Genomic DNA, 21,242 nt, shown 5'->3' on the forward strand with positions numbered 1-21,242 from the left:
GTTTCATTCCTTAACAATAGTCGCATTTTGATAATAGTGTTTCAATATTGCCTGGTAATCATACCCTTCATCTGCCATGCCTTTGGCTCCCCATTGGGACAAGCCCAATCCGTGGCCATTGCCCTGACCGATGAACATGAAGGTCTGACCCTGCGTCACCGCTCTCGCTTGAGCATCACCACTCATAACCACAAGTGCATTACCGGATGATGTTCCTGCGCCAGAAGAAGACAATACAGAGGCACCATTTGAGCCGGTTTTACTGGCTGTTTTGCCGTCAGCGCCTAATACAGTATAACTTCCGGTCCCTGCAATATCAAATAAAGTGCTCGGTAATCCACCGAGCGCAGAGCGGTATGTATCGGCATATTTCACCGTCATAGCCTGTCCGTTGGCAGTGACTTCAAGTGCTCTTCCGGAAGGTCCACGCTTGGTCACTTCCAAGGTTGAGATTGAAGCAGGAATAGACGCTGTTGTTTTACCCTGAAGGGATTTAACCAACTGGGCAGACGTGAAAGGTCCTCTCACCCAAGCATAATCGTTGGATTGAGCTACTTTTGCCAGTACAACAGCTTCGTTGCCTGGATTCATTTTGGCTACAGGTTCAACGGTGGATTGAACTAACGGAACGGCACGCACATTTGTATTCTGAGCCGTTACCGTCACTTTTGCCAGTCCCGCATTGGTCTTGGTCGTTAATTCTTTGATGTTATCCTCACGAATGTACCCGCTAACGCCTGTACCCAGCAGCACATGGTACCACGTATGTAATCCTGCCTGGGCTGATGTATCTCCTGAACTAACCACATTGGTGAACACACCTGCTCCGCCGTTCCATACCTCAGAAGGATGAGCCGTCTGGCCACCAGCATTGGAGGAGAATACAGCTTCGATGATTTCCCCACCGCTCTTGACCACTTCTCCAGCAGTTGCATCCACTGCACTGGTTACTTTATCGTTCTCCGAACCAATCCCGTTGTAGGCTTGGCTGAGCGTTGTATCCACAACATTCGCAATTTTGAAACGTTCACCCTGTTGAAGCGCGTAGGATCGAGCAGCTACGGCTTGAACTTTCAGAGCTTCAGCAGGCCAGGAGGAATACACCTCTGCCCCTACGACAGAGTACAGGTATTGCTCCAGTGGAACAACGTTGACCAACGCCAGATCACCACTGACGATGCTAATTTCCATATCTCCACGATACGTTCGCTGAGAACGTTCCACTACCTTGATACCATTGCCATTCCCTTGTACCAATGCTTTGGATTCAGTACCTGCAATGGTGTAATGCGGAGCTGTTTTGAGTGCATCCGTACTTAATCCTGCGTCCTGGCGGATGATGAGTCCTGCACTATTGTTGACAGGTGAAAGGCTTACCCCCAGAGCTTTGGTTTCCACACTGTTCTTCAATGCGGTTAATTCCGCATCCGTTGAAGCTTCACCCACCCATACCGCGTATGCTTGGCTTCCCCCGCTCAGTTGAAGGACTGGATAGACACTACTAACTCCTGCTGATAAAAGATTGGCTTGTGCTGCCTCTGCTTCCTGAATCGAACCATAGGTTCCAGCAGACAGGCGTTTACTTCCCGTTACAGCTGGCTTTTGACCAGCCAATTGAGCTGCTGCTACCTTTTGTACTCGTGTAACAGCTTGTCCTGCCAGTGCCTCCGTTGCATAGTTGCCTGTGTAGAGCTGGTAAATGGCATTTCCATTCACAGACGTTGTGAACAGCAACGGTTTATCTGCGGTTGCCTGCAACAATTTTGCTGCTGCAGATGCTGCCTTGAAATCCGCTGTTTCCAACACCTTTACTCGGAATCCATCTGCACTGAAACGGACCTGCCCTGCCGGAAGGTTTACATTTGCGCCACTCTCCGATTGGATGCTCCATTGTCCGGCCGACTCAAGCGTAATGAGTGGTGTAGTTGATTTATACGTACTGCCCAGATTTGCAAACATGGCAACCCGGATCGTCTGTCCATCATTTCCTGCTGCGTATGCAGGCACTTGCAGACAACCCACTGTCAAAAGAGCTGCCGCCAGTACCTTCAATCGACGACTCCACTTTTTCGTTCGTATTGCTTTTCCCACAATCAGACTCCTCTCCATGCATTTCTTTCACTTTATATCGGGTTAACACGTGATTATTTCAATGTTTATGGTGAACCTTCAAATGAGCTTGTTCAACAGATTTGATTATTTCCCGTCTCTTGGTGGAACAGGTAGACCCAAATGATGATAGGCGAGATCTGTTACGATCCTGCCCCTTGGTGTACGCTGAATCATACCAATCTGAAGCAGATACGGTTCATAAACATCCTCGATCGTCTGACTTTCTTCACCGATTGTAGCAGCAATGGTATCCAATCCTACGGGACCTCCCCGGAAGCTGTTGATCATAGATTTGAGCATCTTATGGTCAATGTCATCCAGGCCACGCGGATCAATCTGGAGACGTTGCAGCGCTTCTTCCGCCAGTGTCTGCGTTATAATCCCATCACCACGCACCTGTGCAAAGTCGCGTACTCGTTTTAACAAACGGTTCGCGATCCTCGGTGTCCCACGTGAGCGCAATGCAATCTCTTGCGCAGCATCTCCCACAATCTCCACACCTAAAATTTCGGTAGAGCGTGAGACGATATAAGCCAGCTCATCAACCGTATAGAATTCCAATCGACTGATAACACCAAATCGATCTCGAAGTGGAGCAGACAGCAAGCCAGCACGCGTTGTAGCCCCAATCAGAGTGAATGGTGGCAGATCCAGCCGAACGGAACGTGCACTTGGACCTTTACCAATCATAATATCCAATGCCGAATCTTCCATAGCGGGGTACATAACTTCTTCAACCGTACGATGCAAACGATGAATCTCATCAATAAACAAGACATCGCCTTCCTGCAGATTGGTTAACAATGCTGCAAGATCACCCGGGCGTTCAATGGCCGGGCCTGACGTAGTTCGTAAATTAACGCCCAATTCGTTGGCAATAATGTTGGCAAGTGTTGTTTTACCAAGCCCAGGTGGGCCATATAACAAAACGTGATCCAATGCCTCATTACGAAATTTGGCAGCTTCAATATATATCTTTAAATTTTCCTTCACCTGATTCTGCCCGATATACTCATTCAGATACCGGGGACGAAGACTCAACTCAACATTTTGGTCCTCCATCATCAGGTTCGCGGAAATAATCCGGTCATCCATGTTCATCCCTACCTTTTTTTGCAGGCTACAGCTATATTATAATATGCAATTTGTATTATCCCGTAAACAGCATTTGCAGCGCCTTTTTCATCAACACATCAACGGAATCTGCTGTAGTAACATCCTTTTTCAATTTGAGCCATACTTTATCAAGCTCACTGTCAGTATACCCAAGTGCCTTGAGACCTTCACGTGCCTCATCCCAGGCTGAACCACTTCCCGACTCTTCCGATGGAGGAGCGAACAACCCTGTTGCATACGCTGCCGCGCCAAAACTATCCAGCTTATCCTTGAGATCCAGAATCATGCGTTGTGCAGTCTTCTTACCGATGCCTGGCAATTTGGTCAAGAACGTAAGATTCTCCTGGTAAATCGCCGTAACCACATGTTCTGGTGTACCTCCAGCGAGTATGCCCAGAGCTACTTTTGGACCAATACCGGATACTTCAATCAGTTTACGGAACAAACGCTGCTCATCCCGTGTAACAAATCCAAACAGCAACATCGCATCCTCACGCACATGATGGTGAGTGTACACGGTAATTTCGCCTTCTTGCTTCGCAAACGCAAATGGATTCGGACAGAAAACGCGATACCCCACGCCATGAACATCCAGCACAATATAATCATTCTCTACATGAATGAACTGTCCTCTTAGAAAATCAATCATTTTCGCAATACCTCATTCAACTTGGAATTTAATGTATAAGAGTGTGCATGGCACACGGCTACAGCCAATGCATCCGCTACGTCATCCGGCTTAGGAACGACCTGAAGACGCAAGAACATTTTGACCATCTCCTGTACTTGCTTCTTCTCCGCTTTACCGTACCCCACAACAGCCTGCTTGATCTGCATTGGCGTATACTCTGCAATAGGCAAACCCTTCTGTGCGGCAGCGAGTACCATAACGCCTCTCGCCTGACTGACAGACATCGCTGTTGTAACGTTCCGATTGAAAAAAAGTTTCTCCAGCGCTACTGCGTCCGGTTTGTATTTATCAATCAATTGCACCATACCTTCATATACGTGAAGCAACCGTTCCTCTTCAGGGGTATGAGCTTCCGTCTGAATACATCCATATTGTACGGGTACCACCTTACTGCCGATTTTATCCACAAAACCAAAACCAACAATCGCAATCCCCGGGTCAATTCCCAAAAAACGCAAAACCATCTCTCCCTCACAAAAGCGAACATATGTATCGTTCATTTCATTATAACAAAAGATAGACCCTGCGGCAGGAAAAACTTTGTCTAACTGATTACTCGTCTTTATTCGTGAATTTTTTACATGTTTATATTTATTTTCATGTATTTCAGTTCAAACGACAAAAAGGACATCTCTTCGATGTCCTTCACCACATTCCACGTTTTTAGATTCTATCGCTTGGTTACGTAAACCACCAATGTTATTGCTATTGCCACCATCGTTTCAGTACTTCACAATTTTAATACTGTAGGTGAGGACGTTTGGATTACCCGTCATTACGGATTAAATGATGGTCTTCATCCACGGCATAGTCACTGAACGTAGAGATTACGCTATCATATTCATCCTTGTCCTGAATCCGAATACCCTGCTGCAATTGCTCCAGTACCCCTTCTGGCAAAGAACTCTCCAATGTCCCAACATCCAATTGAAAGAACGTACGAATAACCTTCTCTTCTCCAGGCTTACCTTCGTACAAATTAAGGTTCCCTACAGCATCTATGCTGATATAAGCCTGTTGTTTACAAAGCGGTGAAAGGTCATCTACACGTTGCTTCAAATGCAACTCATCTGATGTTCCAACGGTAGCATCCCATTCCGGATGTTGAGCCAGCAGCATCTTCAACTGTGGTCTAGCCATCTTGCCTAACTGCTCTGTTTCCACTCCGCAGATGTACTTTGTCTCCAAAACCACACTTGTTAAATGATCCGGATCAGAATCAAGTTGCTCTACTAACGCCTGAATCTCCTGTTCTGATCTTGTTTCCTGCGTAACAGGGCCCATCACACTGGTTGCCTCACTAAAATTAGTTGTCAGCAAACGCTCTATCGCCGATGAGATAGACAACCCGCTGTAAGCCAATATCGTAACTGCAAGCAGAGCCGCCGTCATCCATACTGTTCGTTTCCACCGTCTCCAGCGTCTCTTGAATTGTTTTCTGAAGTTAAACGTGTTCACATGAACCCCTTCTATCACTTTTTAAACCTATTGTGACCTAAAGATTGAGGCTTTATGCACAATTAACTTGTTGTCTGAAGAAGGAACACACATGTGTTAGGTTAGAGAATTTGTCATAGTGAATACCGGAACCTGCATTTATAGAATCTTATATAGATAAATATAAAAAAACACTATCTATAATTAGATAGTGTTTTTAGAGATCGGGATGACACGATTTGAACATGCGACCCCCTGGTCCCAAACCAGGTGCTCTACCAAGCTGAGCTACATCCCGTTATATATACCGGCGAGAGGACTCGAACCTCCACGGTTTCCCACTCGATTTTGAGTCGAGCGCGTCTGCCATTCCGCCACGCCGGCAAATTTGAAGTTATAATGGCGCGCCCTGAGAGATTCGAACTCCCGGCCTTTTGATTCGTAGTCAAACGCTCTATCCAGCTGAGCTAAGGGCGCAAATATTGGAGCGGAAGACGGGAATCGAACCCGCGACCCTCGCCTTGGCAAGGCGATGCTCTACCGCTGAGCCACTTCCGCACACGGTATTATTAATATAAAAATGGCGGAACCGACGGGATTCGAACCCGCGATCTCCTGCGTGACAGGCAGGCATGTTAGGCCAACTACACCACGGTTCCAGATCACTTTCTCAAAGGAAAGTATAATTGCGGGGGCAGGATTTGAACCTGCGGCCTTCGGGTTATGAGCCCGACGAGCTACCGGGCTGCTCCACCCCGCGTCGTTATAAAGTTATATGGTGGAGGCTGAGGGGATCGAACCCCCGACCCTCTGCTTGTAAGGCAGATGCTCTCCCAGCTGAGCTAAGCCTCCATCTATATGACCCGTAGGGGATTCGAACCCCTGTTACCTCCGTGAAAGGGAGGTGTCTTAACCCCTTGACCAACGGGCCTTAATGGCTCCCCGAACAGGGCTCGAACCTGTGACAACTCGATTAACAGTCGAGTGCTCTACCAACTGAGCTATCAGGGAATATATGCATTTGCAGTGCAAATGCAATTCATCGTACAACATCAACATGCAGAGCCCGTTTTCTATGTATGATGAAAGAGTTCGCTTGGCGACGTCCTACTCTCCCAGGACCCTGCGGTCCAAGTACCATCGGCGCTAGAGGGCTTAACGGTCGTGTTCGGAATGGGTACGTGTGGAACCCCTCCGCCATCGCCACCAAACGCGATTTATCGAAGCATAGCTTCTTAAAATCAGATATGGAACTGAAAATCATACACACGTTATGTGATGTACCAATTTTCATTTCAGAGATCATTCTCTGAAAACTAGATTCGAAACGAAACATGCGATTTAGAACTTGCTATTGGATAAGCCCTCGACCGATTAGTACTGGTCAGCTCCATGCATTGCTGCACTTCCACCCCCAGCCTATCTACCTCGTCGTCTTCAAGGGGTCTTACATACTGGGAAATCTCATCTTGAGGGGGGCTTCACGCTTAGATGCTTTCAGCGTTTATCCCGTCCGTACATAGCTACCCAGCGGTGCTCCTGGCGGAACAACTGGTACACCAGCGGTACGTCCATCCCGGTCCTCTCGTACTAAGGACAGCTCCTCTCAAATTTCCTACGCCCACGACAGATAGGGACCGAACTGTCTCACGACGTTCTGAACCCAGCTCGCGTACCGCTTTAATGGGCGAACAGCCCAACCCTTGGGACCTACTTCAGCCCCAGGATGCGATGAGCCGACATCGAGGTGCCAAACCTCCCCGTCGATGTGGACTCTTGGGGGAGATAAGCCTGTTATCCCCAGGGTAGCTTTTATCCGTTGAGCGATGGCCCTTCCATGCGGTACCACCGGATCACTAAGCCCGACTTTCGTCCCTGCTCGACTTGTAGGTCTCGCAGTCAAGCTCCCTTATGCCTTTGCACTCTTCGAATGATTTCCAACCATTCTGAGGGAACCTTTGGGCGCCTCCGTTACTCTTTAGGAGGCGACCGCCCCAGTCAAACTGCCCACCTGACACTGTCCCCGCACCGGATTACGGTACCAGGTTAGAACCTAGATACGATCAGGGTGGTATCCCAACGTTGCCTCCACGCAAGCTGGCGCTCACGTTTCAAAGGCTCCCACCTATCCTGTACAGATCGTACCCAAATTCAATATCAAGCTGCAGTAAAGCTCCATGGGGTCTTTCCGTCTTGTCGCGGGTAACCTGCATCTTCACAGGTATTAAAATTTCACCGGATCTCTCGTTGAGACAGCGCCCAAGTCGTTACGCCATTCGTGCGGGTCAGAATTTACCTGACAAGGAATTTCGCTACCTTAGGACCGTTATAGTTACGGCCGCCGTTTACTGGGGCTTCGGTTCACAGCTTCGGATTGCTCCTAACCACTCCCCTTAACCTTCCAGCACCGGGCAGGCGTCAGCCCGTATACTTCGCCTTACGGCTTCGCACAGACCTGTGTTTTTGCTAAACAGTCGCTTGGGCCTTTTCACTGCGGCCCCCTCGTGCTATTCACACTACCGGGGCACCCCTTCTCCCGAAGTTACGGGGTCATTTTGCCGAGTTCCTTAACGAGAGTTCTTCCGCGCGCCTTAGAATACTCTTCTCGCCTACCTGTGTCGGTTTGCGGTACGGGCACCATCACCTGGCTAGAGGCTTTTCTTGGCAGTGTGAGATCATGACCTTCGCTACTATAATTTTCGCTCCCCATCACAGCTCAGCCTTACAATGTGCGGATTTGCCTACACATCAGCCTTACTGCTTAGACGGACATCCATCAGTCCGCGTCACTACCCTACTGCGTCCCCCCATTGCTCATAACGGCTTACGGTGGTACAGGAATTTCGACCTGTTGTCCTTCGACTACGCCTTTCGGCCTCGCCTTAGGTCCCGACTTACCCTGAGCGGACGAGCCTTCCTCAGGAACCCTTAGGCTTTCGGCGGATCAGATTCTCACTGATCTTTTCGTTACTCATACCGGCATTCTCACTTGTATAATGTCCAGCGCTCCTTACGGTACACCTTCAACCCTTATACAACGCTCCCCTACCCCTGATGCAAAGCATCAAGCCATAGCTTCGGTGGTGTGTTTAGCCCCGTTACATTTTCGGCGCAGAGTCACTCGACCAGTGAGCTATTACGCACTCTTTCAATGATGGCTGCTTCTAAGCCAACATCCTGGTTGTCTGTGCAACTCCACATCCTTTCCCACTTAACACACACTTGGGGACCTTAGCTGATGGTCTGGGCTGTTTCCCTTTTGACAATGGATCTTAGCACTCACTGTCTGACTCCCGGAAGTAAGTCTATGGCATTCGGAGTTTGACTGAGCTTGGTAACCCTTGCGGGCCCCGCACCCAATCAGTGCTCTACCTCCACGACTCTGTTTTCCGAGGCTAGCCCTAAAGCTATTTCGGGGAGAACCAGCTATCTCCGAGTTCGATTGGAATTTCTCCGCTACCCCCACCTCATCCCCGCATTTTTCAACATGCGTGGGTTCGGGCCTCCAGTGCGTGTTACCGCACCTTCACCCTGGACAGGGGTAGATCACCCGGTTTCGGGTCTACGTCCACGTACTAAGTCGCCCTATTCAGACTCGCTTTCGCTGCGGCTCCGGCTCTTCACCTTAACCTTGCACGGGAACGTAACTCGCCGGTTCATTCTACAAAAGGCACGCCATCACCCCTAAAACGGGCTCTGACTTTTTGTAAGCACACGGTTTCAGGTTCTATTTCACTCCCCTTCCGGGGTGCTTTTCACCTTTCCCTCACGGTACTGCTTCACTATCGGTCGCTAGGAAGTATTTAGCCTTGGCAGATGGTCCTGCCGGATTCATACGGGGTTTCACGTGCCCCGCACTACTCGGGATCCGTCTCGGAGGGAACAGACTTTCAACTACAGGGCTTTTACCTTCTTTGGCGGGCCTTTCCAGACCTCTTCGCTTAACCGGTTCCTTTGTAACTCCATGTGAGACGTCCCACAACCCCAAAGAGCAAGCTCTCTGGTTTGGGCTTCTCCGCGTTCGCTCGCCGCTACTGACGGAATCACTATTGTTTTCTCTTCCTCAGGGTACTTAGATGTTTCAGTTCCCCTGGTATGCCTCACACTAACCTATGTATTCAGTTAGGTGTAACTGGAAATTACCCCAGCTGGGTTTCCCCATTCGGACACCCCCGGATCAAAGCTTGCTTACAGCTCCCCGAGGCAGTTTCGTTGTTCGCCACGTCCTTCATCGGCTCCTAGCGCCTAGGCATCCTCCGTGTGCTCTTAGTAGCTTAACCATTTTGTTCCGGTTTCGGTCGCTCGCTTCCCTTGTTTTGCTTGCGCAAAGCCAAAAGTCGCTCTCACCCGATACCCTCACAAAAGCAATTTAACTACCTTTATACACTTGACTTGTTTACACAAGATCAGCTTAAAGGAATGTTCTAATTCGCGTTTGTTTCGTTTCGATATCTAGTTTTCAAAGAACAAGCTCCATGCAAAAGCAAGCTGTTTTGAGAGTTTGAGCTCTCAAAACCGAACAACGAGTGAGTGTTTTGCAGCTAAGCTGCGTATTTGAATGTTTCCGTTGCAGGAAACGATTCTCCATAGAAAGGAGGTGATCCAGCCGCACCTTCCGATACGGCTACCTTGTTACGACTTCACCCCAATCATCTATCCCACCTTCGGCGGCTGGCTCCTTGCGGTTACCCCACCGACTTCGGGTGTTATAAACTCTCGTGGTGTGACGGGCGGTGTGTACAAGACCCGGGAACGTATTCACCGCGGCATGCTGATCCGCGATTACTAGCAATTCCGACTTCATGCAGGCGAGTTGCAGCCTGCAATCCGAACTGAGACCGGCTTTGTTGGGATTGGCTCCATCTCGCGATTTCGCAGCCCGTTGTACCGGCCATTGTAGTACGTGTGTAGCCCAGGTCATAAGGGGCATGATGATTTGACGTCATCCCCACCTTCCTCCGGTTTGTCACCGGCAGTCTATCTAGAGTGCCCATCCGAAATGCTGGCAACTAAATATAAGGGTTGCGCTCGTTGCGGGACTTAACCCAACATCTCACGACACGAGCTGACGACAACCATGCACCACCTGTCTTGAATGTTCCGAAGAAAAGGTACATCTCTGCACCGGTCATTCAGATGTCAAGACCTGGTAAGGTTCTTCGCGTTGCTTCGAATTAAACCACATACTCCACTGCTTGTGCGGGTCCCCGTCAATTCCTTTGAGTTTCAGTCTTGCGACCGTACTCCCCAGGCGGAGTGCTTAATGTGTTAACTTCGGCACCAAGGGTATCGAAACCCCTAACACCTAGCACTCATCGTTTACGGCGTGGACTACCAGGGTATCTAATCCTGTTTGCTCCCCACGCTTTCGCGCCTCAGCGTCAGTTACAGCCCAGAGAGTCGCCTTCGCCACTGGTGTTCCTCCACATATCTACGCATTTCACCGCTACACGTGGAATTCCACTCTCCTCTTCTGCACTCAAGTCACCCAGTTTCCAGTGCGATCCGGGGTTGAGCCCCGGGATTAAACACCAGACTTAAATGACCGCCTGCGCGCGCTTTACGCCCAATAATTCCGGACAACGCTTGCCCCCTACGTATTACCGCGGCTGCTGGCACGTAGTTAGCCGGGGCTTTCTTCTCAGGTACCGTCACCTTGAGAGCAGTTACTCTCCCAAGCGTTCTTCCCTGGCAACAGAGCTTTACGATCCGAAAACCTTCATCACTCACGCGGCATTGCTCCGTCAGGCTTTCGCCCATTGCGGAAGATTCCCTACTGCTGCCTCCCGTAGGAGTCTGGGCCGTGTCTCAGTCCCAGTGTGGCCGATCACCCTCTCAGGTCGGCTACGCATCGTCGCCTTGGTGAGCCGTTACCTCACCAACTAGCTAATGCGCCGCAGGCCCATCCCCAAGTGACAGATTGCTCCGTCTTTCCAGTTTCCTTCAGGCGAAGAAAACAATTATTCGGTATTAGCTACCGTTTCCGGTAGTTGTCCCAAACTTGAGGGCAGGTTGCCTACGTGTTACTCACCCGTCCGCCGCTAACCATCCGAGAAGCAAGCTTCTCTTCAAGTCCGCTCGACTTGCATGTATTAGGCATGCCGCCAGCGTTCGTCCTGAGCCAGGATCAAACTCTCCAATAAAGTATTGAAAAGAGCGATAAGCTCATTTTGAATCTGACGAGATTAAAAATCTCATTTGTGCTCCAGTCGATCCAAGCCAAGGCTTGTCTCCAACTTTCGCGTTCATTCTGCAAGCAGAATGTTTACTCACTCGTTGTTCAGTTTTCAAAGATCAAACTTGTTTTGTTATCTCTTGTGTTTCCCATGTCAGCACTGCGTTTCAGCGGCGACTTAAATAATATATCATACGGCTGAATGTAATGCAACAGTTTTTTCATTTCTTTTCTTTAGTAGTTTTACAACAGCTAAAGCTATCAATATCCGTACCCTATCTTGTCCTATCATATTAGGTCATGCTCATAGGGTACAAATATTTTAACATATTCATGAAAGGGTTTACAATAACTTCTTAATAAAATACTTTCTATTATTTCCTGAGCAACTATATCTCCGTTATGCGCAACTCAATGTTCACTCAGGTAAGCGGGAAGCCAGCTCTCTATTACAGAGCTGGCTTCCCGCTTATATAACAGGTACCTCACTTATTCATCAATCGCAATCCCCAGGTTAGTTTTGTATCCATGGATTACGACGCTTTTTATCGGATTTCCGTTGGTTGGAAGTAGCTGCACCCTCTCTGGATGTTTTCCCGGACACGGATACCTTGGATTTATTCTTCAGAGGAGCCTTGCTTGTTCTGCGTTTTGCAGCGGCCGGCTTATTCCCTGCTTGCTTAGACTTCCCTTCCGAATCTGATCCAACCTCTTCAATTGCTACCTGACTTAAGTTAGCGTCTTCACGCCCCCCTTTTTTGCCACCCTTCCCTTGCCCCTGAGGAGGATACATTTCACCAAATGCTCCAAGCGGGGACGGGGGAACCATGTTCTGAGTAGGGTACGGATTCTGATAAGCATACTCAATAGGCTGGTTTGGCATCGTTGATGTGGACATTTCAGGCGGCATACCGTACGAAGGACCATACATATTCCATGCCGGATCCTGATAACCATGAGAAGGATAAGTATACTGAGGCATAGGTGTATGTGAGCCACATCCGCATGGAGGGTACGGAAGCATTGAGTATGGAGATATGAAAGGCGGCTGATGATTCATATGACTAGGTGCTGCATACGTTGGGAATGGACTATTCACTTCGCCAGCTGGCGCAATCGGAAATGAGTTGTTTTGCATTTCTGCGGACAGATTCGGCATAACGTTATTGTGGTTATAACCCTGCTCCGCGCCAGTCCACAGACTGTTAGGCAGATCACTGCCACCATAGGGACTAACTTCCGGAATCCCTGGAAACGACGCATTGTTACTCGCTCCTGCCGTGTACATGTCTTGCTGAGCACCGTACACCTCTTGTACAGGAACGGGGATTTGAACATAAGGGTGCTCGGCTGGCGCATGATGCAACTTATTACCACAACCACAAGGCTTTTTCGTTGCTGGTGCAACCTCAGTTGGAGACTTTGTGTTAGGCATTACAGGCAAAGGCATAATTTCAGGCGAAAGATTAGGCATTGTATATTTCTTGGATTCTGCTACCGGTTTTACATAAACTTCGGGTTTAACCTCTTCTTTTTTATGCGTTTCCTTTTCAGGCTTCACTTCAGGAAGCTCCGGTAACTGGGGCAATACCTCCAGTTCAGGCTTCACATTCGGCTTCTCCATATTGGCTGGTGGTGGAGCAGGCACCGGAACAGGAACCTCTGCTACCGGAGCAGGGGGAGTTGGCGCTACTGGAGCCGGTGGTTCCGGTTCTTTGACTCCCGTGTATTCCTTACCTTCAGGTGACAACTTTTCATGAGCAGCAATATTGCTGGCACCCGAATTAGATGTGCTGTTTCCTTGTGCGTGCATAGATGGAATATAAACTGTCTCCCCCACCAGCAGAGCGTTCGGATTTTTCAACTGTGGATTGGCATTGACCATATCTTTTAAAGGAACTCCCCAGGCTTGTGCCAACTTCCATAACGAATCTCCTTGCTGCACCTTGTGACTGTGGAGCACACCCTCCGGTTTCGGTGTTACTGGCTCTGCAGGGATTTTAACCTTCATGCCAATATCCAACTTGTCGGGATTTGTGATTTGCGGATTAGCCGCGATCAATTTGTCCAGCGCTACATTGTATTTTTGGGACAGCAGATATAATGTGTCGCCTTTTTTCACCATGTGTATTTTCACAGGGAACTAACCTCCTAGACGTCATACTTGGGCAGTACATTCGCCCATACCGTTACTACATCCTATGCAGAAACCGGGCTAATGACATCAACTAAACAAAAAAAATCCTCCTGTCTCTAAAATCCCCATACACCAGGTATGCAGAATTTTATCGGACAAGGAGGATTCCTGTTCCCTATGTTATGCAATTCTAACTTAAGATTCCCACACTTTATATCCATCTTTGTCAACAATCTGACGGAATGCTTCCAGCAGTCTCAGCGTTACCGGACCTGCTACTCCCGTGCCAATTGTTCTTCCATCGACTTCATATGCAGCGATAACTTCTGCAGCTGTCCCGGTGAAAAAGACTTCGTCTGCGATATACACATCATGCAGGGTGAATGGCACTTCTTTTAATTCAAGCTCCAGTTCGCCACATAGATCGATAATCGCTTGACGTGTAATCCCTTCAAGTGCTCCGAGATAACAAGGCGGCGTGTACACTACACCATTTTTGATGATGAAGATGTTATCACTTGAACCCTCAGTAACGTAACCTTGGGAGTTCAGCATAATCGCTTCACCAGCACCTGAATAGTTAGACTGGATTTTAACCAGGATGTTATTCAGATAGTTCAATGATTTAATTTTTGGATTCAATGCGTCCGGAATGTTCCGGCGTTGAGATACAGACACTGCTTTCAATCCAGTAAGATAAGCTTCCTCCGGATAGATCGCCAATTGCTCCACGATGATGATTACGGATGCCTTAGGGCAACGTAACGGGTCCAATCCCAGATTACCAGGGCCACGCGATACAATAAGACGAATATAACCATTACGCATATCATTGCGGCGCACCGTTTCAGCCATGACTTCCAGCATCTCATCAATGGACAGCGGAATGTTCAAACTAATGGATTTTGCCGAATCATACAAACGATCCAAGTGGGCCTTACATCTGAAAATATTTCCGTTATAGATCCGAATACCTTCGAAAATCCCGTCTCCATACAAAAATCCATGATCATACACTGAAACGGTTGCGTTCTCCTTGGTCACATACTGACCATCCAAATAGATCCATTGTTCTGCCACTGATGACTGCACCTCCATAAAATATCCATTCCCTGTACTCCGAAACGTTATTAACCCGTCCATTGTACACCAAATGACAAGCCATTACTCGCTCATTCTACCCCGACTTATGACAACCTTCTAACATTCCCAAACACCATCAGGTCAATTATCTCGAAGGATATGTATAACAAGGATAGCTACCCAGAACGCGCACCTGACAATTCAATGCTTCAATCTCTGCCATGGCTGCGGTAAGCAATACCGAATCGACCGTTTCCACAACATCAATGTAAAAATAGTAACTGCCCAATCGTTTCTTCGTTGGACGAGATTCGAGACGGGTCAAGTTCAGCTTCCGCCATGCAAAAGCTGACAATACCTGATGCAACGCACCCGGTGCATCTTCTGGCAACGTCACCAGCAAGCTGGTTTTTACATGATCCGGTTCACGTGGAATGTTCACAGGTTCATGGCCAATGAGCACAAAACGGGTGTAGTTGTTGTCATGATCTGTAACCCGTTCAGCCATAATGTCCAAGCCATGCTTCTGAGCAGCAAGCTTTGTACCGATCGCCACCCAGCCCTTACCTGGATTTTTTTTCACAATTTCTACAGCTTCGGCTGTACTGTTCACACCTTCAAGCTCCGCCCCAGGCGAATGCAGCCGAATAAAATTCTGACACTGCGGAATAGCCACAGGATGAGACATGATCTTGGTAATTTTACTAAAATCATACTCGCCGCTCTCCGTCTTAAATTCCGAGCCATGTCCAATGACATTCTGGATGGATGGGTATACCCACTCCGCTTGCATCGGAATGTCCACTTCATTCACAAGCCAGTCCATATGAAGACTAACGGAACCCTCAATGGTATTCTCGATCGGAATAACACTGTATTGTGCATTTCCGCTATCCGTTGCTCTAAACACATCCGAAATCAGCTTGGAATGAAGCAAATCTAATGGTTCTCCGTTGAAAAGGAAATCAATTGCCTCATGAGAGACTGAGCCTTCAGGTAATACTGCAATTCGTTTCATGCATTAACTTCCCCTTTGATTCGGTCCAGAAAAGGACGTTCGTCTTGATCAGGCAGCACGGTTACACCATCCAAATCCGGATCGAGCCACAGTGCAGAAGCAGATATGCCCTCCCGCTCCATAGTGTCCAGCAAATATTGTTCCAATCCCGCTTTCCGGGTGTCATGACGATCTACCAAAGTCAATACGGTCGGTCCAGCTCCGCTCAGGGCAGCTCCCAACGCTCCATGATCAACAGCATGTTCCAATATCTCAGCCATGCCTGGCACCAATGATGCCCGATATGGTTGGTGAATTCGATCTGACATCGCCTTCTGAATCATATCCAGTCGTCCACTCGCCAAAGCGGCAACGAGCAGTGAGGATCTGCTAATGTTATGCACCACATCAGACATGCCAAATTGCTCTGGAATTACATTCCTTGCTTTTGAAGTAGACAGCTGGAATTCAGGTACAATAACCAAAGCCTGCAGATCCTGGTGTGGTTCAATACGTATATGATCTACCTGTTGACCATTCCATGCAGCCGTAATAATACCGCCATACAGAGATGCTCCAACATTATCAGGATGCTTCTCGAGGGATGTGGCCATATCCAGAAGCTTCGCATCGGATAAAGGAGCACCAATTAATGCATTCGCTGCTGCCAATGCACCAACGATGGCTGATGCACTGCTCCCGAGTCCCCGCGTAAGCGGAATATCGGAATACATGGAAATCTCCAATTCAGGGATGGATACCCCAGCTTCATTGAATACCATCTGTGCCACTTCGTAAATCAAATTCGATTTATCTGTTGGCAGGCCTGTCAAATGATTGCCGTGAAGATGAAATGACGTCTGCTCGGCAGGTTTCATTTCCAACCAGGCATACAAAGACAATGCCATGCCCAGGGTATCAAACCCCGGACCGAGATTGGCTGTGCTTGCAGGTATTTTTACGGTTAGCTTTTCACGCAAACTCATACAGATTGCTGCTCCAGTTGTGCAATGGCCGCCATTACTGCTTCTTCCGTATCTTCAACAACAAGTGGCTCAGTCGCTACTGTTTTGATCGCAATATTAGGATCTTTCAGGCCATTACCTGTCAGTACACAAACTACAGTCTCTCCGCCTTTAAAGTACCCTTCACTCTTCAGTTTGTATACACCGGCAAGGGAAGCCGCAGAAGCAGGTTCAGCAAAAATTCCTTCCCGAGAAGCAAGTGTACGATACGCTGTCAGGATTTGTTCATCCGTTACATAGTTGATCTGTCCACCAGATTCCTCAGCTGCAGCTACTGCCGTTTTCCAGCTCGCCGGATTACCGATTCGAATTGCTGTTGCTACCGTTTCAGGTTCAAGAATCGGCTCACCTTTGACAATGGCCATCGCACCTTCTGCTTCGAAACCAACCATACGTGGAAGCGTGTTGGATTTACCTGCCTCTTTATATTCTTTGAAGCCTTTCCAATAAGCCGAGATATTACCCGCATTACCGACTGGGATAGCCAGAACGTCAGGCGCTTCGCCAAGTTGTTCAATAACTTCAAACGCCGCTGTCTTCTGTCCTTCAATCCGGAATGGATTCACAGAGTTTACAAGCGTGATTGGATGTTTGGCTGTGATCTCACGCACAATCTCCAGTGCACGGTCAAAGTTACCATTAATCGCGATCACTTTAGCTCCATAGATCATGGCTTGGGCCAGTTTACCCAATGCAATGTTGTTATTCGGGATTAGTACGATACAATTGAGGCCACCACGTGCGGCGTAGGCCGCTGCAGCTGCTGACGTATTACCTGTGGATGCACACATGATCGTACGGCTGCCCTCTTCCATAGCTTTGGCAACAGCCATAACCATACCGCGGTCTTTGAAAGATCCCGTAGGGTTCAAACCTTCGTATTTGAAATAGACATTCAAACCGAGTTCCTCAGACAGATTCTCTGCATGAATCAACGGTGTATTTCCTTCCTGAAGTGTAAGCAGGGGTGTATTTTCATTAACTGGAAGGTGCTCTCTGTATGTTTGCAAAAGTCCTTGATATCTCATTGTGGGTAAACTCCTTTATGTTTTAATAATCTGAAATGATGACCTGTTGAAACGGATATGATTAACTTGTACGTTATAACTGAAATAATTTTGAGGTGCCGTATGGAATAAGGACAATTATCCTTCGACCCGGTAAACACTCTTAATGCGGCGAATGACGCTGAGTGATTCAAAATGTTTTAACACTTTATCCATGCTTGCCTTACTTGCATTATGTGTAACGATAATGATCTCGGCATCCGGGTTGTGCTCATTCGGCTGTTGAACAACCGACGCCAGACTGACATCATATTCTGCGAAAATTTGTGTGATTTGTGCCAATACACCGGCTTTGTCGTCTACGTGTAGTAAAATAAAGTTTTTCGACACGATTTGCTCGTCGCTTTGTAGTCGCTTAATCTTATAAGGCACAATTGCTTTGAGACCGTTCACGCCAAGTTTAAGGTTTTTGGTAACCGCCACAATGTCAGCTACAACCGAAGTTGCCGTTGGGAGTTCTCCCGCACCCGCACCGTAGAACATCGTCTCACCTACAGCTTCACCGTGTACATATACTGCGTTGAACACACCGTTGACTGAAGCAATCGGGTGATTCTGTCTAACCATTGTCGGCTGAACGCTGATCGTGATCTCATCGCCAATACGGTCCGCAATACCAAGTAACTTCATCTCATAGCCCAGTCTTTTGGCATACATAATGTCTTCACGAGTTACGGAGGATATTCCTTTAACGGTTACATCCTTCAACTCCACATTGGTACGGAAACCGAGTGTACTCAAGATCGCCATTTTGCGAGCTGCGTCAAGTCCCTCCACATCGGATGTTGGATCCGATTCGGCATATCCCAGAGCCTGTGCTTCAGCCAGTACTTCTTCATAGGATGCACCTTCCTGACTCATTTTGGTCAGAATAAAGTTCGTTGTTCCGTTCACAATCCCCATAATGCGGGTAATCCGATCAGAAGAGAAACCTTCAATCAGCGTACGAATGATCGGAATCCCTCCAGCAACACTCGCCTCATAGAACACGTCACATTGTTTTTCCTGTGCCTTCGCCAAAATCTCTGTACCATGCAGTGCCATGAGATCTTTGTTTGCTGTTACGATATGTTTCCCACGTTCCAACGCTTCAAGAATATACTCCTTCGTCTGATCAATGCCGCCCATGACTTCAACGATGACATCAATATCCGGATGACGAATGACTTCCCAAGGATCTTCCGTAAGCTTGGCACGGTCTACAGCAATAACACGTTCTTTCTCTGTATTTTTCACTGCGATCTTCTCGATGATAATCGGCGACCCAACCTGACTGCTCAGATCCTCCTGATTCCCTTCCACAATGCGAACGACTCCCGTTCCGACAGTTCCCAGACCCAACAATCCGACTTTTACCGGTTTCACTAACGATCTACCCCCTAATGTCTATTCTTGTCCGTCAGTCCTGTATGTTAAAGCCTAATTACCCTTGGCCTACAATACGTGTACGTCTTACGCCAGGCATATCTTGCATTCGATCCAGCATTTCACCAATTTCGCCATGAAGATGTGTCGTTTCCACCGAAATGACAACATTGGCTCTTCCTTGAAGCGGGATACTCTGATTAATCGTGAGTACGTTAGCTCCATAACCAGCTACATGTCCAAGCACACGAGACAAGATCCCCGACTGATGCTCCAGATCAATGGAGATCGTTACAATTCTCTCGCGCTCAAGCTGGTTGATCAGATGAATTCCATCTTTGTACTTGTAAAAGGCACTCCGGCTTAATCCGACCTGTTCAACCGCCTCATGCACTGTTTTAACATCCCCAGAAGCCAGTAGTTCTTTTACCTGCATGGTCTTCACCACTGCCTCTGGTAAAATATCTTCCCGTACTAAGTAATAGCGTTCGTTCACAGAACGTCCTCTCCTCAAAGACTCATGTATTCATATAGTGGACATTATATAGGATCTATGACAAAAGGGCAATACATGACACGCCTATTTTTTGAAATACGTTCCTCACAGTATACAAGTTTATTCCTCTCCCATGTCAGGAAAAAACAAAAAAACGCAGAGTTGCGGGTCAACTTCCCACTTCTCTGCGTTCCTATATCAATCTGTCTCTCCACGGAAGACGGCTACTTAGTAGTAACTGCTACCTTCCACGAATTCGAATTCAAAGTCTCCAATACGAACGATGGTACCTTCTACAGCTCCGCGCTTACGCAACTCAGCGTCCACACCCATATAACGCAATGTACGTGCGAGCTTCAGTATAGCTTCATGCGAGTTCAGTTGCATCCGTTTCATCATGCGGTCAATCTTGGCACTTTCGACAACGAACATTTCGTTCTCACGCACAATTTTGAAACCATCGTCTTCTTTTTTGTCCAGACTATATACTTTACGTTCAGATACATCTGCTACCTCTTCAACCACTCGCTCGTCTGGAGCCTGATCCAGCAGATCAGCTGCACGATACAGAAGTTCTTGAATCCCTTTACGAGTCAAGGATGAAATTGGCATCACTTCAATATCAGGTTGAACTTCACGAACTTGCTGTAAAAATTGCTCCAGGTTCGCTTCAGAGTCTGGCATATCCATCTTGTTAGCTGCTACAACTTGCGTTCTCTCGGCGAGAAGCGGATTGTACAACTTCAATTCGTCATTGATTTTCTGCCAGTCTTCAAAAGGATCGCGTCCTTCCGAACCCGACATATCTACGACATGAACAATAATCCGAGTACGCTCGACATGACGTAGGAACTCATGTCCCAGTCCGACACCTTCATGCGCACCTTCAATCAGTCCAGGCAAATCGGCCATAACGAAGCTTCGGCCTTCTCCTACACCGACTACACCCAGATTCGGTGTAATGGTTGTGAAATGGTATGCACCGATCTTTGGCTTGGCTGACGAAACGACAGAAAGCAATGTAGATTTCCCGACACTCGGGAAACCAACCAGACCAACATCTGCCATCACTTTCAGTTCGAGTACGATGTAACGCTCTTGTCCTTCTTCACCATTCTCGGCAAGTTCAGGTGCAGGATTGTTCGGTGTAGCAAATCGGATGTTCCCTCGTCCGCCCCGACCACCACGAGCAATAACAACCTGTTGACCGTGACGTGTCATATCCGCCAGTACTTCTCCACTGTCTTCATCCAAGATGATAGTTCCTGGTGGAATGCGTACAATCATGTTCTCCGCGTTTGCACCATGCTGACTTTTGTTACGTCCCTTCTCACCACGTGGGGCCTTGAAGTGACGCTGGTAACGAAAATCCATCAACGTCCGCAAACCTTCATCCACCCGGAAAATGATGTCAGCTCCTCTGCCTCCATCGCCCCCGGCAGGTCCGCCGTTTGGTACATACTTCTCACGACGGAACGAAATAATTCCGTCCCCTCCGTCTCCGGCTTTTACATAAATCTTCGCTTTATCTACAAACATTG

General features: G+C 48.0%; 13 protein-coding genes, 9 tRNA genes and 3 rRNA genes. All 25 read right to left on the reverse strand.

Annotated features, from left to right (window positions below; all coding sequences use genetic code 11):
• Nucleotides 1-3: 3 nt before the first annotated feature.
• The 25 genes from V6668_RS23575 to obgE all read right to left on the reverse strand — a co-directional run bounded on the left by V6668_RS23575 (nucleotide 4) and on the right by obgE (nucleotide 21,240).
• Nucleotides 4-2,091 (reverse strand): SpoIID/LytB domain-containing protein, encoded by a 2,088-nt coding sequence (locus tag V6668_RS23575; protein ID WP_338706899.1) that lies wholly within the window; start codon nucleotides 2,089-2,091, stop codon nucleotides 4-6.
• 105 nt (nucleotides 2,092-2,196) lie between these two features.
• Nucleotides 2,197-3,207 (reverse strand): Holliday junction branch migration DNA helicase RuvB, encoded by a 1,011-nt coding sequence (gene ruvB, locus V6668_RS23580; RefSeq protein WP_036616868.1) that lies wholly within the window; start codon nucleotides 3,205-3,207, stop codon nucleotides 2,197-2,199.
• Between the two features lie 55 nt (nucleotides 3,208-3,262).
• Nucleotides 3,263-3,877, reverse strand: a complete 615-nt coding sequence (gene ruvA, locus V6668_RS23585) for a Holliday junction branch migration protein RuvA (RefSeq protein ID WP_036616866.1) — start codon at nucleotides 3,875-3,877, stop codon at nucleotides 3,263-3,265.
• A complete protein-coding gene (gene ruvC, locus V6668_RS23590) occupies nucleotides 3,874-4,377 on the reverse strand; it encodes a crossover junction endodeoxyribonuclease RuvC (protein ID WP_017686765.1) in 504 nt (167 codons plus the stop codon). The genes ruvA and ruvC overlap by 4 nt, the downstream gene beginning before the upstream one ends.
• Before the next feature lie 307 nt (nucleotides 4,378-4,684).
• Nucleotides 4,685-5,377, reverse strand: coding sequence for a BofC C-terminal domain-containing protein (locus V6668_RS23595; RefSeq protein ID WP_036616863.1), 693 nt, complete (start codon nucleotides 5,375-5,377; stop codon nucleotides 4,685-4,687).
• Between the two features lie 203 nt (nucleotides 5,378-5,580).
• Nucleotides 5,581-5,654: transfer RNA gene (locus V6668_RS23600), tRNA-Pro, on the reverse strand.
• 7 nt (nucleotides 5,655-5,661) lie between these two features.
• Nucleotides 5,662-5,740 (reverse strand) — tRNA-Leu (locus V6668_RS23605).
• Nucleotides 5,741-5,756: 16 nt separating this feature from the next.
• Nucleotides 5,757-5,833: transfer RNA gene (locus V6668_RS23610), tRNA-Arg, on the reverse strand.
• Nucleotides 5,834-5,839: 6 nt separating this feature from the next.
• A tRNA-Gly gene (locus tag V6668_RS23615) sits at nucleotides 5,840-5,914 on the reverse strand.
• Between the two features lie 23 nt (nucleotides 5,915-5,937).
• Nucleotides 5,938-6,015, reverse strand: a tRNA-Asp gene (locus V6668_RS23620).
• A 27-nt stretch (nucleotides 6,016-6,042) separates the two neighbouring features.
• Nucleotides 6,043-6,116: transfer RNA gene (locus V6668_RS23625), tRNA-Met, on the reverse strand.
• A 16-nt stretch (nucleotides 6,117-6,132) separates the two neighbouring features.
• A tRNA-Val gene (locus V6668_RS23630) sits at nucleotides 6,133-6,208 on the reverse strand.
• A gap of 7 nt (nucleotides 6,209-6,215) precedes the next feature.
• Nucleotides 6,216-6,287, reverse strand: a tRNA-Glu gene (locus tag V6668_RS23635).
• Between the two features lie 4 nt (nucleotides 6,288-6,291).
• Nucleotides 6,292-6,367, reverse strand: a tRNA-Asn gene (locus V6668_RS23640).
• 83 nt (nucleotides 6,368-6,450) lie between these two features.
• A 5S ribosomal RNA gene (rrf, locus tag V6668_RS23645) occupies nucleotides 6,451-6,567 on the reverse strand.
• Between the two features lie 143 nt (nucleotides 6,568-6,710).
• Nucleotides 6,711-9,636 (reverse strand): 23S ribosomal RNA (locus tag V6668_RS23650).
• 310 nt (nucleotides 9,637-9,946) lie between these two features.
• A 16S ribosomal RNA gene (locus tag V6668_RS23655) occupies nucleotides 9,947-11,499 on the reverse strand.
• The 16S, 23S and 5S rRNA genes sit together here with 9 tRNA genes alongside, the layout of an rRNA operon.
• Before the next feature lie 546 nt (nucleotides 11,500-12,045).
• Nucleotides 12,046-13,668: a LysM peptidoglycan-binding domain-containing protein gene (locus V6668_RS23660; protein ID WP_076253329.1), complete on the reverse strand. Its 1,623-nt coding sequence runs from the start codon at nucleotides 13,666-13,668 to the stop codon at nucleotides 12,046-12,048.
• A 195-nt stretch (nucleotides 13,669-13,863) separates the two neighbouring features.
• On the reverse strand, nucleotides 13,864-14,748 hold the full coding sequence (ilvE, locus tag V6668_RS23665) for a branched-chain-amino-acid transaminase (protein WP_017692630.1): 885 nt from the start codon (nucleotides 14,746-14,748) through the stop codon (nucleotides 13,864-13,866).
• 148 nt (nucleotides 14,749-14,896) lie between these two features.
• Nucleotides 14,897-15,769 (reverse strand): prephenate dehydratase, encoded by an 873-nt coding sequence (pheA, locus tag V6668_RS23670; protein WP_036605917.1) that lies wholly within the window; start codon nucleotides 15,767-15,769, stop codon nucleotides 14,897-14,899.
• On the reverse strand, nucleotides 15,766-16,734 hold the full coding sequence (gene thrB, locus V6668_RS23675; RefSeq protein ID WP_036605916.1) for a homoserine kinase: 969 nt from the start codon (nucleotides 16,732-16,734) through the stop codon (nucleotides 15,766-15,768). Before thrB ends, pheA begins: the two co-directional genes overlap by 4 nt.
• Nucleotides 16,731-17,801, reverse strand: a complete 1,071-nt coding sequence (gene thrC / locus V6668_RS23680) for a threonine synthase (protein WP_036605915.1) — start codon at nucleotides 17,799-17,801, stop codon at nucleotides 16,731-16,733. Before thrC ends, thrB begins: the two co-directional genes overlap by 4 nt.
• 117 nt (nucleotides 17,802-17,918) lie before the next feature.
• Nucleotides 17,919-19,205: a homoserine dehydrogenase gene (locus V6668_RS23685; protein ID WP_036605914.1), complete on the reverse strand. Its 1,287-nt coding sequence runs from the start codon at nucleotides 19,203-19,205 to the stop codon at nucleotides 17,919-17,921.
• Nucleotides 19,206-19,263: 58 nt separating this feature from the next.
• A complete protein-coding gene (locus tag V6668_RS23690) occupies nucleotides 19,264-19,701 on the reverse strand; it encodes an ACT domain-containing protein (RefSeq protein ID WP_017692625.1) in 438 nt (145 codons plus the stop codon).
• Between the two features lie 228 nt (nucleotides 19,702-19,929).
• Nucleotides 19,930-21,240 (reverse strand): GTPase ObgE, encoded by a 1,311-nt coding sequence (gene obgE, locus V6668_RS23695; protein ID WP_036673545.1) that lies wholly within the window; start codon nucleotides 21,238-21,240, stop codon nucleotides 19,930-19,932.
• Nucleotides 21,241-21,242: the final 2 nt, after the last annotated feature.

This window comes from Paenibacillus amylolyticus, from assembly GCF_036894225.1.
Classification (GTDB): Bacteria; Bacillota; Bacilli; order Paenibacillales; family Paenibacillaceae; genus Paenibacillus; species Paenibacillus amylolyticus.